Here is a 16,924-nt window from a genome sequence, read left to right on the forward strand (position 1 = left end):
CCGCGCCGCGCCCTCGGCGGATTCCGAACTGCTCCGGGTAGGGTGGATCTGCTCGCGGCGCCCTGCGGGCCCCGAGCCTCCGGAGATTTCACCTCGTGACTCACGCCCCCTTCGACCCGGCCTCCGCGACGATCGTCATCGTCACGTACAACCGGTCTCACCTCCTGACCGGCCTCCTCGAGAGCATCAAGGCGATGGACCCGAAGCCGGGCCACGTCGTGATCATCGACAACGCCTCGTCCGACGACACCACCGAGGTCGTCGACTCCTTCCGTCCTCGGCTCGGCACCGAGATCATCTACCGACGCCTCGAGACGAACACCGGCGGGTCGGGCGGCTTCAGCGAAGGCATGCGCACGGCGTACGAGCTGGGTTCGGAGTGGATCTGGATGATGGACGACGACGTCGAGGTCGTGACCGACGGCCTGGCGAAGATGGGCAAGTGGGCCCCGCGGTTCAAGAGCATCCAGGGCCGCCGGTACGACTACGACGGCAGCGAGTTCTACTGGCAGTACCGGATCGCCGAGCGCATGGGCATCCCGATCCCGTTCGCGCCGTCCGGGTTCGATGCGTCGGGCTACAAGGAGATGAACAGCGGATGCTTCGAAGGCATGTTCATCCATCGGTCCATCGTGAAGCAGATCGGTCTGCCAGATCACCGCTTCTTCATCTACTGGGACGACCAGATGTACGGGTGGCTCGCCTCGCGCAAGACCACTGCGGTGATCGTCGATGAATTCGTCCTGCGACGCACTCGCGAGATCAAGCAGTGGGACATGGGCATCCGCCACATGAACGCCTCGAGCAACGCCTACCGGTTCTACATCATGCGCAACCGGGCGTACATCAAGCAGTACTACCGCGTTCACCGCAACTACAACCCCGTGCTGTTCGGCCTCGGGACGTCGATGACGTTCGCGAAGGAGCTCATCCGCCTCCTCTTCGTCGAGCGCACGGTGCGAGGGACGAGCAATCTGTTCCGGGGACTCAAGGAGGGCGGCAAGCTCGGCCGCGATCGCTCCTGGACGCCCATGCCCGCTCTGGAGGACTGACCGCATGACCGACGAACCGCAGCCGGAACTCCGCTGGGCTCCACTGGAGCCGAAGCCGAGCAATCGTGGTCGTGTCTGGCTCATCGTCGGGCTCGTCGTCGCCGTGCTCGTCATCGTGGGCGTGCTGCTGTTCTTCCTCCTCCCGCGGGGCGAGACCCCGACTCCGGGAGCCAGCGGCTCGCCCTCCCCTTCCGCGTCGGCATCGACATCCCCGTCCCCGTCAGCGTCGCCGACGCAGACCGAGACCCCTCAGCCGACGGCGGAGCCCGCGCCGACGATGACACCGATCACGACCCCGCCCCCCGTCGCGGACCCCTCGGTCGACGCCTTCCGCGGACAGGTTCAGGGCTGGCTCGATGATGCGCTGACAGGACTGCAGATCGTCAGCGAGTCCAGTGGACAGGACGCGACCGAGGTCATCGAGAGCCTCCAGGCCGACGCGCAGCGGCTCGGCGAGAGCGCTCCGCCCTCATCCATCGAATCCGCCTGGGGCAGCGCGCTGAGCGAGTACGACCAGGCGCTCAGCTCGCTGCACTCCGACGCGGCCGCAGGGATGCAGCCGAGCGTCGACAGCGCACGCTCGGCTGCGAATCAGCTTCGAGGCCTCGTCGGGCTCTGACCCCGCGGCGGCGGCCCGATCCGTTCGGCTCAGTCGCCGTCGGACTCGAGGCGGCGCAGGCGCTCCTCGTAGTGCGCCGCGAGTTCGAGGCGCAGTCGCGCACGCTCGTGCTCCGACTGGGCGCGGCTGAGCGCCTCGTCGGCTTCCAGATCAGCCACATCGAGGCGCACGCGCAGCCACTCGAACCGCTGCTCGAGCGCGGCGACCTGAGGAGCGATGCGATCGAACTCGGATCTGATGTAAGAGAAGTCGGCCTGGGTTCCCGCGAGGCGTGCCTCGTAGTCGCGCTGCGCGTGTTCGACCTGCTCGAGAGCACGCCCCATGCGGGCGTCCACTCTCGCGTCTACACGGCGTTCGACGACGGCGTCGAGTCTGCGACGGAGTCGGTTCAGCATTCAGTCCTCAATCATTCGGGTGATTGTCGATGGTCTGTGGGATTCAGCGGTGATAGGTGACGCGGCCGGAGTCGATCCAGTGCCGCACGAGCGCCGACTCCAGGTCGATCCGGTGCTCTGCTCCGACCGCCGAGGGGTCTCCGTAGGCGTGGTTCCATGATGTCTGATCCGGCGCGTCGACGAAGGAGAATCCGGCCGCATCGACCGTGGCGTCCGGGAACAGGCGGGTGGCGATCCAGAGCATCACCGTCCCCGTCGTCGCCCACTGGCCACCGCTGCGCGGATCGGCTCCCATCGCCTCGCCGAGTGGCAGCACCACCTCGCGGTTCGGCATCGTCACGATTCCGAGATCCGCGGGCCAGAAGGCCGGGAGCTTCGGGTTCTCCCAGAGCAGGCGCCCGGGTTCGATCATCAGGTAGAGGCGCTCGGAGTAGCCCTCGAAGAACCAGGGCGTCGGACGCACACCACGATTGAACACGACGACGTCGGCGCGCCGACCCACCGACGGCATGCCGTCGACGTCGTCGACACGGAAGCCGTTGACTCGGAACACGATGTCAGCCGTGTCGATCATCGCGGCGCGCTCGTCGGACGGCTCGAGCGGCTGATTTCCGACGACGGCGATCCGACGAGCGGTATCCGCTCGTCCGTATGCCGTGACGAGCGGACGGAGTCGGTCGTAGAAGTCGACCTCTCCGGCAATCGCCCTGTCATCACCGACAAGATCCGTCACACGCCCCATGAGACCTCAGCTTAGGGCACCGCGGCGGCTGTCCCATCGGCGGGGCGGCGAGTCACGGAGAGGACGCGTCTAGAGTTGTCGGCGTGACTTCTTCGCAGACCATCCCGCTCTCCACGGCGAGCATCGGCACCGGCTCCCCCGTGTTCACGATCGCTGAGATGTCGGGAAACCACAACGGCGACATCGATCGGGCGCTCGCGATCGTCGACGCGGTCGCCGCCACCGGCGCCGACGCTCTCAAGATCCAGACTTACACCGCCGACACGCTCACGATCGACTCCGACAAGCCCGCCTTCCGGGTCGCGAGCGACCACGGGCTCTGGGGCGGCAGGAACCTCTATTCCCTCTACCAGGAGGCTCACACGCCGTGGGAGTGGCATGCGCCGATCTTCGATCGCGCGCGCAGCCACGGACTCATCCCCTTCTCGACGCCCTTCGATCCGAGCTCGGTCTCGTTCCTCGAAGAGCTGGGGGTCGAGATCTACAAGACGGCATCCGCTGAGATCGTCGACATCCCGCTCCTCCGGGAGGTCGCCCGCACCGGTAAGCCGATGATCGTGTCGACCGGCATGGCGACGCTCTCGGAGATCGATGCGGCGGTGACCGCCATCCGCGGTGCCGGAGGCACCCAGCTCGTGCTGCTGGCCTGCACAGCGGCCTACCCCGCGGTTCCCGAAGAGGCGCGACTGGGCAACATCGCGGCGCTCCGAGACGCCTTCGACGTGCCGGTGGGACTCTCGGACCACACGCTCGGGATCGGGGTCGCGGTCGCCGCTGCGGCCCTCGGCGCGGTCGTGATCGAGAAGCACGTCACGCTCGACCGAACAGACGGCGGCGTCGACGCGGACTTCTCTCTCACGCCCGACGAGTTCAGCGCTCTCGTCGTGGCCTCCGAACAGGCGCGCGTCGCGTCCGCGAGCGGTGTGTCCTTCGGACCGACCGCTCAGGAAGAAGCGGTGCTCGCCCTTCGCCGTTCGCTGTTCGTCGTCGCCGACGTCCGAGCCGGCGACACCGTGGGACCCGAGAACGTGCGGTCGATCCGCCCCGCCGGCGGACTCCGCCCCGATGACTTCGCTCTGGTGAGCGGACGCACGTTCACGCGAGACGTCGAACGCGGCACCCCGCTGACCTGGGATGCGCTCTAGACCGCGCTCCTACGAGAGCCGCCACCGGGCGAGGGTGAGGAAGCCGGCATCGTCGGCGGGCAGGTACGGCAGATAGCCGGCGCGCTCGAACAATCGTCGTGATGCGACGTTGTCGCCGTGCACGGTGGCCACCATGCGCACCGGCGGCTGTGCGGCGAGGGCTCGCTCCGCGGCCTGGAGCACCGATGCCGCCACCCCGCGGCCACGGCTCTCGGGTGCGACCGTGATCGAGATCTCCCACTCGTCGGCCGACCGTCGGTCCCATCGGCAGGTGGCGACCGGCACTCCGTCGGACTCGACGATCAGGAGTCGCCGGTCGGGGTTCCGCAGGCTTCGCGCGAGCCAATCGGTGTGCGATCTCCAGTCGATCTCGCCGCGTGAGCGCGAGCCGGAGCGGACCTCCGGGTCGTTGCGCCACTCGAACAGTCTCCGCCCGTCGTCGACGTTCGCCGCACGGGCGACGAGTCCGGAGGGAGGCTCGACGGAAGGGCGGGTCGTCAGCAGCTGTTCCCAGGACGCCACGATCCGCCAGCTCCCGAGTCCGTCGACGGTCCGCTTCAGCTCGGCGGCCGTCCGGGCGAGCGATGCCGGAGAAGCCAGGAGATCGGCGAGCGCGCCGATCCTCTCCTCGAGTCCGTGATGGGGCGGCTCCCCGAGGCCCACCGCGAGCCCCTGTTCGACGACCTGACGGTAGCCGACCCGCTGGTTGTCCGCCACGCAGACGAGCGCCATGGGAAGACCCATGCACGCGAAGTCCCAGACCGAGGTGCCGGCAGCCGTCACGGCGAGGTCGTGGGACGCGGCGATCGCGGGGAGGTCCTCGACGAAGCCGAGGACCTGGACGGCATGACGCGAGGACCCCGCCGCGGACAGCACGTCGGGACGCCGCCGGGGGTCGATCACCGTGATCTCCACCGGAGAAGGAACGCGATCGAACGCGGCGACGACGCGCGCGGTCACGCCGTGAGGGTCCGTGCCGCCCATAACGATCAGCACGCGAGGCGCTGCCGCCGCCGTTTTCCGGGCGTCACGCTGAGCGAGCACCTGAGCGCGTACGACAGCCGCGTCGATCCCGGCCAGATGACTCCGGCTGCGTTCGGGACTCGCGAAGGTGCGCTCGGACGCCAGATTGGCATCGATGGCCAGATCGGCATCGCGCACACCGAACGGACCATCCTGCATGTTGCTGAGCAGCACTGCGAGGGACGAGAGATCGGGGACTTCGCGATAGGTGTCCAGATGGATCACGTCGGCGTCCCGCCCGAGCTCCGCGAAGTCGCCGAGGCTCGCCGCGGCGCCGTCCACGGTGAGCAGCTCGAGTTCCGGATCCATCCGGCGCAGGACCTCCGCGCCGACCGCATCCACATCGCCGAACACCGACGCCGCCCACCCCCGGTCCCGCGCCTCGCGGGCGATGGTGAGAGTGCGCATGAGGTGCCCCATGCCCGCCTCGACACCGGCATTGCAGTGCAGGAGGACCCGTCGCCCGCTCATCACACGTCCCTCTCCTCGGGGGCGCGGCTGCGCCCACCCGATAGGATAGGCCGGGCATGGAACAACCCGAGCATCCGTGCCATCACGACAACGCTGAGGAGACAGAGTGTCGGTTCTCGAGGGCGCGAGCATCCTCATCACTGGCGGCACCGGGTCGTTCGGCAAGGCGTTCATACGTCACGCCCTGACCCACATCAATCCCCGGCGTCTCGTGATCTTCTCGCGCGACGAACTCAAGCAGTACGAGGTGCGGCAGCAGTTCGGCGACGACCCTCGACTCCGGTGGTTCATCGGCGACATCCGCGACGAGAGGCGACTCGCTCGCGCGCTGCACGGCGTCGACTACGTCGTTCACGCCGCTGCCCTCAAGCAGGTGGACACGGCCGAGTACAACCCGTTCGAGTTCGTGAAGACGAACATCCTCGGCAGCCAGAACGTGATCGAGGCGTCGATCGACGCCGGTGTGAAGCGCGTCGTCGCGCTGTCGACGGACAAGGCCTCGAGTCCGATCAACCTCTACGGTGCGACCAAGCTCACGGCCGACAAGCTCTTCATCACCGGCAATCACTACGCAGCCGCGTACGACACGCGGTTCGCGGTGGTCCGCTACGGCAACGTCATGGGATCCCGCGGCTCGGTCATCCCCTTCTTCTCCCGCCTGGGTGCCGAGGGAAAGCCGCTTCCCATCACTGATCTTCGATGCACGCGGTTCTTCATCACACTCCCCCAGGCGGTCGAGATGGTGATCGACACGTTCGAGCTCATGCAGGGCGGCGAGCTCCTCGTTCCGCGGATCCCGTCGATGAAGGTCACCGATCTCGCCCACGCCGTCGTGCCGGGAGCGGAACTCGTCGATGTAGGCCTGCGTCCGGGCGAGAAGCTCCACGAGGAGATGATCAGCCCGGAAGAGGGCCGTCGCGCCGTCACGGTCAGCGATGGGAAGTACTTCATCATCCAGCCCGACCTCGCGTCCTGGGGCTATCAGATGCCCGCCGGAGCCGTACCCGTGCCGGAGGGCTTCGCGTACCGGTCGGACAGCAACGATCAGTGGTACTCGCAGCAGGAGATCTCCGAGATCATCGAGGCGGGGATCTGACGATGCTGCCCTACGGACGGCAGTCGATCTCCGAGGAGGACATCCAGGCCGTCGTCGAGGTGCTCCGTGGCGACTGGCTCACGACCGGCCCGGCAGTGGCCGCATTCGAAGCGCGACTCGGCGAGATCGCCGGCGGGCACCGGGCGGTCACCGCGACCTCGGGCACGGCGGCGCTGCACATGGCGTACGCGGCTGCGGGGGTCACGCACGGAGACACCGTGATCTCGACTCCGATGACCTTCATCGCCACGACCTCGATGGCGTCGGTCCTCGGGGCCGACATCGTCTTCGCAGACGTCGAGGAGGACACAGCGCTCATCGACCCGGACGCGGTCGACGCCCTCGTCGATGAACGCACCAAGGTGATCGCCGCCGTGGACTATGCGGGACACCCCGCCGACTACGACAGACTGACAGAGATCGCGGCGCGTGTGGACGCGCTCGTCCTCGACGACGCCGCCCATTCGATCGGCAGCACGTACCGGGGTCGGCCGGTCGGCGATCTCGCGGACCTGACGACGTTCTCGTTCTTCCCGACGAAGAACCTCACGACCGGCGAGGGCGGTGCGCTCGTCGCCAAGGATCCGAAGATCGCCCAGCGCGCCCATGAGTTCCACTTCATCGGGCTGGTGCGGGATGCCGATCGCTTCGCGATGACGACGGAAGGCGCGTGGCATCAGGAAGTCCATGAGTTCGGGTTCAACTATCGCCTCGACGACATCGCCTGTGCACTCGGGATCGCCCAGCTGGCGCGGCTCGACTCGTTCCGGCGGCGACGCGCCGAGATCACGCGGCGCTACGACGCGGCTCTCGCAGGCGTCGACGGGGTCCGTACTCCGATCCAGCGTGACGACGTCGAGCTGATCCGGCATCTCTATCCGGTGCGCATCCTCGACGGACGCCGTCGGACGGTCTTCGACCGGATGCGCGCGGACGGCATCGGGGTGCAGGTCAACTACATGCCCGTGTACTGGCACCCCGTGTACGCGGACGCCGGTTATCGCCGCGGAATGTGCCCGAACGCGGAGGCCTTCTACGCCGAGGAGCTCTCGCTCCCCATCCACCCCGAGCTCACCGACGACCAGGTCGACCAGGTCGTCGAGTCGCTCCTCAGGGCTCTGCGTTGACGCGGATCGGGATCATCACGCAGGCGCGGATGACCAGCACCCGTCTTCCGGGGAAGGTGCTGATCCCGGCCAGCGGCCGCTCCATGCTCGACCACCACCTCGACAGGCTCGCCGCCACCGATCTGCCGATCGTGCTCGCCACCACCACGAACGCCGCAGACGACCCTCTCGCCGCGCTCGGGCACGCACGCGGCATCGACGTGTTCCGCGGCAGCGAGACCGATGTGCTGAGTCGGTTCGCGGGGGCGGCTTCCTCCGCCGAGTTGGATGTCGTCGTCCGAGTGACGTCGGACTGCCCGCTGATCGATCCCGCCGTGGTCCTCGAAGGCGTCCGTCGATTCATCGAGCTGGACGATCCTCACGCTCATGTCTCCAACGTCCTCCAGCGCACGTACCCGCGAGGCTTCGACTTCGAGGTGTTCTCCGCGGCCGCTCTCGCCGACGCCGACAGGAACGCCGCCGAGCCGGCGGAGCGCGAGCACGTCACCCCTTATCTCTACGCGGGCGGGTCACCGCGGGCGAACATCCACTCGATCACGCAGGACGTCGATGCCTCGCGCTATCGGGTGACGCTGGACACTCCGGAGGACCTGGCGGTCATCCGCAGGCTGATCGAAGAGCACGGTGCCGCGTCGCTGGACGCGACCGGGATCGTGGCGGTGCTCGACGCGCATCCCGAGCTCGCCGCGTTGAACGCGCACGTCGAACAGAAGAAGCTCGGGGAATGACCGGGAGATCGCCGGCGAATCCCGCTCAGCCGCGGTTGTAGTCGGCGTTGTAGCGATCGAGGACGTCCGCGATCGGCCCGTCGAGCACGAGCCCGCCCTTGTCGAGATAAAGACCGCGGGTGCAGAAACGGCGGAGGTCGCGCTCGTGGTGACTCACGAAGAAGAGGGTGCGCCCCTCGGCGAGCAGCTCGTCGATGCGCTTGTAGCACTTCTCCCGGAAAGCCTTGTCTCCGACCGCCAGCACCTCGTCGACCAACAGGATCGGCTCATCGAGCTGCGAGACGACGGAGAACGCCAGCCGCACCTTCATCCCGTTCGACAGGTGCTTGTAAGGAGTGTCCTCGAATCCGGCGAGTTCGGCGAAGGCGATGATGTCGTCGTATCGTCGCGCCACCTCGTCTCGCGACATGCCATGCAGGCCCGCCGTCAGAGCGACGTTCTCCCGCACGGTCAGGTCCCCCACGAATCCACCCGTGATCTCGATCAGCGGAGCGACCCCGCCGTGCACGGTCACCGATCCCTCGTCGGGGAGCAGCACCTTGGCGACGAGACGGAGAAGCGTGGACTTCCCCTGACCGTTGCGCCCGACGACGCCGATCGATTCTCCTTGCTGCACCGTGAACGAGACATCGCGCAGCGCCCAGAACTCGCCCGGACGCGAGCGACGCGACGCACCCGCGAACAGGTCCTTGAAGTTTCGGCTTCCACGGCGGTTCCGACGGAAGCGGACACCGAGATCCTTGGCCTCGATCGCGACGGTCATCCCAGCTCCTTCAGCACGGAGCGCTCGAGGGAGCGGAACGTCCACACGCCGAGGGCCAGGATCACCAGGGTCATGCCCACGCTGACCAGCAGTGTGAAGGGGTTCCACTGGTCGGGGAAGAACGGCATCCGATAGAGCATGAAGATCCCTGCGAGAGGATTGAATGCACCGAGCGTCTGGAAGATGCCGGGGAGGTCGGTGACGTTGTAGATGATCGGCGTCGCGTAGAACATGGCTCGGAGGATCAATGCGGTCGTCCGTTCGAGGTCGACGAAGAGGACGCAGAGCGGAGCGACCAGCAGGCCGAGTCCCACGAGGAGGACGGTCTGGAGGAACACCGCGACCGGCACCCAGAGGACTCCCCAGCCCACCTGCACCGTGTGCGCCGGATCCTGCTCGACCAGCAGGTTGATGATCACGAAGGCAGCGAGCACAGGCAGCGAGAAGAGGAACTCGATTCCCTTGCTCAACACGATGCGGTTGACCCAGATCGAGCGCGGGATCGCGGTCGATCGTACGAGCCGCGCATCCTTCTTGAACGCGCGCGTGAAGTCCGTGACCGACGTGTTGAACCACACCCAGGGCAGCAGAGCGCTGATGAGGAACACGATGTACGGATCCTCGCCGACGTCGCGGTTGAAGATCTGCGTGAAGACGAACCAGTAGATCACGCTCATGACGAGCGGATCGAGCACCGACCACAGATAGCCGAGCAGGCTCGTCGAGTACCGCACCTTGAGGTCTCTGGCCGACAGCAACCACAGAGAATGCAGATAGCGCCGGGGCGTCCCGGGCGCCCCGACAGCAGCGTGACTCACGGTGTCGAGTCTACGAGAGCGAGTTGTTCCACAGCGACAGCGCCGAGCCGATGGCCATGTGCATGTCGAGGTACTGGTACGTGCCGAGGCGTCCGCCGAAGTGCACGTCCTTCTCGCCCCTCGTGAGCTCGCGATAGGCGAGCAGGCCGTCACGGTCCATCGGGGTGTTCACCGGGTAGTACGGCTCGTCCTCGCGGTTCGCGAAGCGAGAGAACTCCCGCATGATGACCGTCTTGTCCGACTCGTAGACGTCCTTGCGCTCCGGGTGGAAATGCTTGAACTCGTGGATGCGCGTGTACGGCACGTCCATGTCGGGGTAGTTCATCACGCTGGTGCCCTGGAAGTCGCCGATGTTCAGCACCTCCTGCTCGAAGTCGAGCGTGCGCCAGCTGAGGGCACCCGCCGTGTAATCGAAGTAGCGGTCCACGGGGCCTGTGTAGACGATAGGCAGCTGTCCGACCGTCGCCCTCTTGTTCAGGGGCTGAGCCTCATCGAAGAAGTCGACGTTCAGCTTCACCTCGATGTTGGGGTGATCGGCCATCCGCTCGATCCACGCGGTGTAGCCGTCCGTCGGCAGCCCCTCCCACGTGTCGTTGAAGTAGCGGTTGTCGTATGTGTATCGCACAGGCAGGCGGCTGATGATGTCGCCGGACAGCTTCTGCGGATCCGTCTGCCACTGCTTCGCGGTGTAGTCGCGGAAGAACGCCTCGAACAGGGGGCGGCCGACGAGCGCGATGCCCTTCTCCTCGAAGTTGGACGCCGTCTTGACGTCGAACTCCCCCGCCTGCTCGCGCACGAGGGCCCGTGCCTGGTCGGGCGTGTAGGCCGACTGGAAGAACTGGTTGATCGTGCCGAGGTTGACCGGCATCGGGAACACGGTGCCCTTGTGCGTCGTGTACACGCGGTGCACGTAGTTCGTGAAGCTCGTGAAACGGTTGACATACTCCCACACCGTGGCGTTGGAGGTGTGGAACAGATGCGCGCCGTAGCGGTGGACCTCGATGCCCGTCTCGGGCTCGGCCTCGCTGTAGGCGTTCCCGCCGATGTGGTGGCGACGGTCGATGACCGTCACCTTGCGGCCTGCATCGGCGGCGCGTTCTGCGATGGTGAGGCCGAAGAAGCCCGACCCGACGACAAGAAGATCCATGTTGCTGCTTTCTGCCCACAAGGCTGACATCCGCACGGCGTCGCGCGGCACACAGCAGACAACTCTACCTGCAGCGCACTCGGCGCTGCCTGTCAGCCCGCCTCGGTGCCGAGAGGCCCTCCCACGTCCAGCATCTGCTGGAGCATCGGGGCGAGCGTGCGCCCATACGAGTCGGAGAGGTGATTGTCGTCGATGTAGACGGCGACGTTGCCGATCGAGCCCCTGCACACGCCCTCAGGACACAGCCAGGGTCGGAAGTCCACCGCGATCACCCCGTCAGCCGCCGTGAGATCGTCGAAATCCTCTCCGTCGACGAAGGCGAGTTCGGGCACGTCGCACGATGCGGCGTCGGCACCCGGAACGACCTCCGAATCCTCCGACACGCACTCGTACATGTCGAAATCGAAGCGAGGATTGTCGCGCACGGCGATCACCTGGATGCCGTTCGCCGTGAGCTCCTCCGCGATCTCGCGGATCCCCTCGACGAGAACCTCGGGAGACGAGGGCGTCGCCCGGGTCGCGACCAGGTAGACCGCATCCGGCTGGACCCTCATCGCATACTCGATCGCCGCGGCGCGCCATTCGTCGCAGGGTGTACCCGCCGCCGACCAGGTCGGAGCTCCGATGCCGATGGCGCACCCTCCCTTCAGCAGAGCGACGAGGCCCCATCCCTGCTGATCGGCGAGAACGGCGAGAGGCGACATGAGCTGCTGTGCGTGCGAATCCCCCATCACGAGCACTCGCCAGGCGTCGGAGTCCTCCGCTGCCGCGGTCTGGGCGCAGCTGCCTGCCAGCGCAGGCTCCACAGGTTCGAGGTCTCCCGCGCAGCTGCCGTTCAGGTCCACCCACTCGTCATCGAGCGCCGTGGCCGGCGGCATCAGCGGGAGGTCGGTGACGGCGAGATCGATCGGCGAGTCGATCTGGGCGGCACCCGGATACCCGCCGCTGTCGCTGTCCATCAGCGCCGCCGCACGATGCTGGATCGTGAGCTGCCAGGCGGCGAGGGGTGCGGCGACCAGCAGGACCGAGGCCGCGAGTGCGAGGACGCCGAGACGACGGGAGCCATCGAAGAACGCGGCGTCGCGGATCGGGCGCTCCACGAGCGTCGACACGATCCGCGCCAGCACGAACGAGACCAGGACGATACCGGCGCCGGCCAGCCATCCCGGCTCGGACCTGCCGCTCACCATCATCCAGGTCACGAGGACCGGCCAGTGGACGAGGTAGAGCGCGTACGCGTCATGGGAGACGAATCGCAGCGGCGCCGACTCGAGGATCATCGCGGGGCCGCCACGCGGGCGGTCGCGCCCGGCGACGATGACGAGCGCCGTGCAGATCACCGGCCACAGAGCGAGATACCCGGGGAATCCGCCCTGCACGTCGAGCACGATTCCGCACATGACGATGCCGACGATCCCGACCCAACCGAGGAGTGCGGCGATCGACGGTCGGACGCGGACATGCGGGAGAGCGATCGCGACGAGCGAGCCGGCCGCGAACTCCCACAGTCGCGTGCGGGTGTCGAAATAGGCGAAGGACTGGGCGCGCATCGTCTCGACGACCGAGAATGCAAGCGAGGCGACGAAGATCGTCCCGAAGACGACGGCGAGTGCGGGGATGACGAGGTGGCGCCGACGACGGAGGATCAGCCAGACCGCGGCGATGATGAGCGGCCACAGGATGAAGACCTGTCCTTGGACCGACAGCGACCAGAAGTGCTGGAACGGACTCGGGGTCGCGGAGTCGCGAGCGTAGTAGTCGACCTCCGACAGGGCCAGCGTCCAGTTCTCGACGTAGAAGAGACTCGACCAGGCCTCACGCCAGACGCGCGGCCACTCGGTCTGCGGATACGCCGCGAACGCGACGCCGAGGACGCCGACGATCGTCACGGCCGCGGCGGGCAGCAGCCGCCGGAAGCGGCGCAACCAGAAGGACGCGAGCGCGAGCGGACGCTCCGACCCGACTCGTCGCACGAACGACGCGGTGAGGAAGAAGGCGGAGACCATCAGGAACACGTCGACGCCGCCCGAGACGCGCCCCAGCCACACGTGGTACGCCACGACCAGCAGGATGGCGAGCGCGCGCAGACCGTCGATGTCCGCGCGGCGGGTGAGCGGATCCCCGGCGACAGGCGCGGTCGGAGGAAGCGGTGTCGGGTGCGTCGTTTTCATGAGGGGCGGCGTATCGGCGAGGGGTGTCGCCGCAGTCGTCTCGGGTCGACCGTCTGCCTCTGCCAGCCTATCCGCCCGTTGCGAGCAGTCGCTCGGCCGCCGCGTCGATCTCGGTTCCCAGCAGTCTGGCGTATTCGAGATTGAGATGATCCGCGTCGTAGTAGACGGGGATGCCGCCGACCACGGCGTAGCACGATGTCGCGTCGCAGAATCGGTCGGTCAGATCCAGCACGCTGATCGACGGTGACTCTGCCTGAGCGCCCGCCACGACCACCGGGTCGACCGGGTGCGCCTCGGCTCGAGGGCGCGCGCAGGACTTCGGGTCCTCGGCATTGTGCAGCACGCAGTCGGGGCTTCTGACCTCAGCGTTGAACGGAGGATCCGCCAGCGCGAGCACCTTGATCCCCTCCTCGCTCCACCGCGCCCAGTAATCGAGCAGTCCGTCCGACATCTGATCGACCTGCGGCCGGTCGCTGCCGTCGTCCACCAGCTGGAGCCGCGACGCCATCGCGGTGATGACGAGGTCCGGATCCTCTTCGGCGACGGTGTCGGCGAGGTCGCTCGACCACTCGCGGCACCTCTCGACGTCGGCGGCACCCCACGCGCTGCGGAACCCGATGAACTCGACGTCGGCTGCGGGACACCCGCCGTAGAAACTCGTGTCGACGATCCAGCCGTGCTCCTCTGCGATGTCGAACACAGCTCCCTGCCACTGCTGCGCATGGGAGTCCCCGATGAGCCATACCCTCGTCGGATCCTCTTCGCCTCGCGAGAAATCGCACTCGTGGGTGGTCTTGAGGTCCCCATACGTGAGAATCGGCAGGAACTCGCCGCACTCCGCAGGCGTGTAGAAGTACTCGTTCTTCTTGGTCATCACCGAATAGTCCGCAGCCCCGAAAGGGTCGTCGCACTCGGCCCCCGGTGCGAGCGCCGAAGGCCCTTCGCACGTCGACGCGGCGAGGTCGTCCGGTGGGCTGTCCGCCTCGACCCTCGCCGCATATGCGGCAAGGACCGCCGCCACGAGCGCCGCGATGACGAGCATCCCCGCGACCATGAGCCCGAACGCGCGGCGCGAGGAGCCGCGCCAATATCCCCAGGTCTGTCCGGCGTCTTCGACGAACCTCTTCGTGAGCACGGCCAACACCAGCGAGATGGCCAGAACCGCGATCTTCGAGAGAGTGCTCGCTTCGCCACCGATGACGAACGGGGCGACGACGATGAGCGGCCAGTGCCAGAGATAGAGCGAGTACGAGACTCCGCCGATCCACTGCACAGGTCTCAGTGCGGTCACCTTCGCATGCCAGAGAGCGGCGTGCGAGTTTCCGGCGAGGATCACCGCTGCGGTGCCGAGAACCGGCACCAGTGCGGCGTACCCGGGGAAAGAAGTCGCATGATCATAGGCGAAGGCGGCGACGACGATGAGGCCGAACCCGAGCAGGCTGACGATGTCGGCCGCGGCGCGTCCGAGCGGGATTCGACTGCCGAGCAGCGCGACCGCCCCGCCGATCGCGAACTCCCATCCGCGCGTGAACGTCGCGAAGTACGCCTGAGGCGGAGCCATGGTCGTGTAGACGACGCTGGCGACGAAGGAGGCGACCCCCACCAGCGCGACGACCGCGATCAGCGCCGTGGCCGTCCGCGCTCTCACTCCGCGTCGCGTGTCCGGTCGTCCGGTGCGCCGCGACACGGCCAGCGCGGCCACCAGCAGCACGGGCCAGACGATGTAGAACTGCTCTTCGACCGACAGCGACCAATAGTGCTGGACCACGCTCGCCGCATCATTGAGCGCCGAGTAGTTGACCGACATCGATGCCAGGAACCAGTTCTCGACGTACCCCGCGCTCGCTGCGACCTCCCAGGCGCCCCGCTCCCAGCGAGGGTAGGGAAGGAACAGCACGAGAAGCACGAGCGACACCGCGAGGACGAGCAGCGCCGCCGGAAGCAGGCGCCGGATCCGTCGGGCGTAGAACGCACCGAGGCGCACTCCCCCGGTCCGTGTCATCTCGCCCACCAGGTGCCCCGTGATGAGGAAGCCGGAGATCACGAAGAACACATCGACTCCGACGTAGCCGCCGGGCAGGCGCATCGGCCAGAGGTGATTGAGCACCACCAGGCCGATGGCCACGGCGCGAAGTGCTTGGATGTCGGTTCGGAACACCCGCGCCTTCGGCGCCGCGGTCGGAGCGTCTGCGCTCCGCAACGACACGCTCACGACGCGAGATACTCCCTGAGGAGTTCGTCTCCCACGCGAGGGGTGAAGCCGATGCTCTGCACCCGGGTCAGGTCGAGGACGCTGTTCGTGGGGCGCGGAGCGACGGGCGACGTCGCCGCGGCGAAGTACGCGTCAGTCGACACACCCGTGACCCGCGCCGGATCCTCGCCGACGAGTTCGAACACACGGCGGGCGACGTCGGCCCAGGTGACGCTCTCGCCCTCGGATGTCAGGTTGTAGACGCCGAACGGCGGGCGGGTCTCGACGAGGGTGCGGATGAGGCGCGCGATCTCGGCCGCGAACGTGAGTCTCCCCCGCTGGTCGTCGACGACCTTCGGGTCGACTCCCTTCGCGGCCAGCGACGCCATGGTGCGCACGAAGTTCCCACCACTCCCGATCACCCACGAGGTGCGGACGATGTAGTGACGAGGGGCTGTGGAGACGGCGAGATCGCCCGCCGCCTTCGACTGGCCGTAGACGCCGAGTGGACACACGACGTCGTCCTCCGTGTACGGTCGCTCGGCGGTTCCGTCGAAGACGTAGTCACTCGACACATGCACGAGGGTGATGCCGTGCTCCGCAGCGATGCGAGCGAGAGCTGCCGGTCCGGCGGCGTTGACCGCCCACGCATCCCGCCTGCCCTCGGGCGTCTCCGCACGATCCACGGCCGTGTACGCGGCGGCGTTGATGATCGTGTCGTAGTCGCGCCACCGTCGCGCGTCGGTCAGAGTCGTCGATCCGAGATCGAAATCCGCGCGCGTCGTCCATTCGACGCTGCCGACGCCTTCGAACTCGGCTCGCAGCGCGGTTCCCAGCTGCCCGCCCGAGCCGATGACGAGGGTCTTCTTCGGGGCGACCGGCTCGACATCCGCGAGACGCGGGTGTGCGAGGTCCTTCGCAGACACCTCGGCCTCGGCGAGCGGGATGGGCCACTCGATCGCGACGGTCTCGTCAGCGAGATTCAGGAACGAGTACGAGGCGTCCGGCGACCAGTGATCGTTCACGAGGTAGGTGTACGCGGTGTCAGGCTCGAGGGTCTGGTAGGAGTTGCCGACGCCGCGAGGCACGAAGATCGCCTTCGAGGGATCCAGCTCCGCCGTGAAGACCGCTCCGAATGTCGGGCCTTCTCGCAGGTCGACCCAGGCCCCGAAGATCCGACCGGTCGCGATCGACACCCACTTGTCCCACGGCTCGGCGTGGATCCCGCGAGTCGTGCCGACGGCGTCGTTGAAGGAGACGTTGTTCTGCACCGGACCGAAATCGGCGAGGCCCAGTGCGGTCATCTTCTCGCGCTGCCAGTTCTCCTTGAACCATCCGCGCGAGTCGCCGTGCACGGGCAGATCGAAGATCTCGAGCCCGGGAATCGTCGTCTCGGTGCGACTCAGAGGCTTTCCGAAGTCGATCTCGCTCACCGG

Annotated in this window: 15 protein-coding genes; 6 read left to right on the forward strand and 9 right to left on the reverse strand. The window is 67.2% G+C overall.

Annotated features, from left to right (window positions below):
- Positions 1–95: 95 nt before the first annotated feature.
- Complete coding sequence (locus LQZ85_RS05465) at positions 96–1,052, forward strand: glycosyltransferase family 2 protein (RefSeq protein ID WP_230100640.1); 957 nt, start codon at positions 96–98, stop codon at positions 1,050–1,052.
- Between the two features lie 4 nt (positions 1,053–1,056).
- Positions 1,057–1,671 (forward strand): hypothetical protein, encoded by a 615-nt coding sequence (locus LQZ85_RS05470; RefSeq protein WP_230100641.1) that lies wholly within the window; start codon positions 1,057–1,059, stop codon positions 1,669–1,671.
- 29 nt (positions 1,672–1,700) lie between these two features.
- On the opposite strand, the gene LQZ85_RS05475 is transcribed toward LQZ85_RS05470, so the two are convergent.
- Together LQZ85_RS05475 and LQZ85_RS05480 are read right to left on the reverse strand one after the other, a co-directional pair.
- Positions 1,701–2,066, reverse strand: coding sequence for a hypothetical protein (locus tag LQZ85_RS05475; protein WP_053095645.1), 366 nt, complete (start codon positions 2,064–2,066; stop codon positions 1,701–1,703).
- Positions 2,067–2,109: 43 nt separating this feature from the next.
- Positions 2,110–2,799 (reverse strand): hypothetical protein, encoded by a 690-nt coding sequence (locus LQZ85_RS05480; RefSeq protein ID WP_198032389.1) that lies wholly within the window; start codon positions 2,797–2,799, stop codon positions 2,110–2,112.
- A gap of 92 nt (positions 2,800–2,891) precedes the next feature.
- Between LQZ85_RS05480 and pseI the strand changes: the two genes are divergently transcribed.
- On the forward strand, positions 2,892–3,953 hold the full coding sequence (pseI, locus tag LQZ85_RS05485; protein WP_053095644.1) for a pseudaminic acid synthase: 1,062 nt from the start codon (positions 2,892–2,894) through the stop codon (positions 3,951–3,953).
- Between the two features lie 9 nt (positions 3,954–3,962).
- On the opposite strand, the gene LQZ85_RS05490 is transcribed toward pseI, so the two are convergent.
- Complete coding sequence (locus LQZ85_RS05490) at positions 3,963–5,447, reverse strand: bifunctional UDP-2,4-diacetamido-2,4,6-trideoxy-beta-L-altropyranose hydrolase/GNAT family N-acetyltransferase (RefSeq protein WP_056278199.1); 1,485 nt, start codon at positions 5,445–5,447, stop codon at positions 3,963–3,965.
- Between the two features lie 106 nt (positions 5,448–5,553).
- Between LQZ85_RS05490 and pseB the strand changes: the two genes are divergently transcribed.
- Genes pseB through LQZ85_RS05505 form a run of 3 tightly spaced genes read left to right on the forward strand, consistent with a single transcriptional unit; the run spans position 5,554 to position 8,398 of the window.
- A complete protein-coding gene (gene pseB / locus LQZ85_RS05495) occupies positions 5,554–6,543 on the forward strand; it encodes a UDP-N-acetylglucosamine 4,6-dehydratase (inverting) (protein ID WP_056278197.1) in 990 nt (329 codons plus the stop codon).
- 2 nt (positions 6,544–6,545) lie between these two features.
- Positions 6,546–7,670, forward strand: coding sequence for an aminotransferase class V-fold PLP-dependent enzyme (locus LQZ85_RS05500; protein ID WP_056278194.1), 1,125 nt, complete (start codon positions 6,546–6,548; stop codon positions 7,668–7,670).
- Positions 7,556–8,398 (forward strand): glycosyltransferase family protein, encoded by an 843-nt coding sequence (locus tag LQZ85_RS05505; RefSeq protein WP_290368292.1) that lies wholly within the window; start codon positions 7,556–7,558, stop codon positions 8,396–8,398. The genes LQZ85_RS05500 and LQZ85_RS05505 overlap by 115 nt, the downstream gene beginning before the upstream one ends.
- Before the next feature lie 25 nt (positions 8,399–8,423).
- Here LQZ85_RS05505 and LQZ85_RS05510 read toward each other — a convergent pair whose 3' ends face one another.
- From LQZ85_RS05510 to rfbD, 6 genes are all read right to left on the reverse strand, one after another.
- Positions 8,424–9,161: an ABC transporter ATP-binding protein gene (locus tag LQZ85_RS05510; RefSeq protein WP_056278192.1), complete on the reverse strand. Its 738-nt coding sequence runs from the start codon at positions 9,159–9,161 to the stop codon at positions 8,424–8,426.
- Positions 9,158–9,979, reverse strand: a complete 822-nt coding sequence (locus LQZ85_RS05515; RefSeq protein WP_056278189.1) for an ABC transporter permease — start codon at positions 9,977–9,979, stop codon at positions 9,158–9,160. Before LQZ85_RS05515 ends, LQZ85_RS05510 begins: the two co-directional genes overlap by 4 nt.
- Before the next feature lie 10 nt (positions 9,980–9,989).
- Positions 9,990–11,126 carry a UDP-galactopyranose mutase gene (gene glf / locus LQZ85_RS05520; protein WP_056278187.1) on the reverse strand — a complete coding sequence of 379 codons (1,137 nt, stop codon included), beginning with the start codon at positions 11,124–11,126 and terminating at the stop codon, positions 9,990–9,992.
- 92 nt (positions 11,127–11,218) lie between these two features.
- On the reverse strand, positions 11,219–13,297 hold the full coding sequence (locus LQZ85_RS05525; RefSeq protein ID WP_056278184.1) for an acyltransferase family protein: 2,079 nt from the start codon (positions 13,295–13,297) through the stop codon (positions 11,219–11,221).
- 67 nt (positions 13,298–13,364) lie between these two features.
- A complete protein-coding gene (locus tag LQZ85_RS05530; RefSeq protein WP_230100643.1) occupies positions 13,365–15,509 on the reverse strand; it encodes an acyltransferase family protein in 2,145 nt (714 codons plus the stop codon).
- Positions 15,506–16,921, reverse strand: a complete 1,416-nt coding sequence (rfbD, locus tag LQZ85_RS05535) for a dTDP-4-dehydrorhamnose reductase (protein WP_056278177.1) — start codon at positions 16,919–16,921, stop codon at positions 15,506–15,508. The genes LQZ85_RS05530 and rfbD overlap by 4 nt, the downstream gene beginning before the upstream one ends.
- Positions 16,922–16,924 lie beyond the last annotated feature (3 nt).

Source organism: Microbacterium sp. Bi98, from assembly GCF_918698045.1.
Classification (GTDB): domain Bacteria; phylum Actinomycetota; class Actinomycetes; order Actinomycetales; family Microbacteriaceae; genus Microbacterium.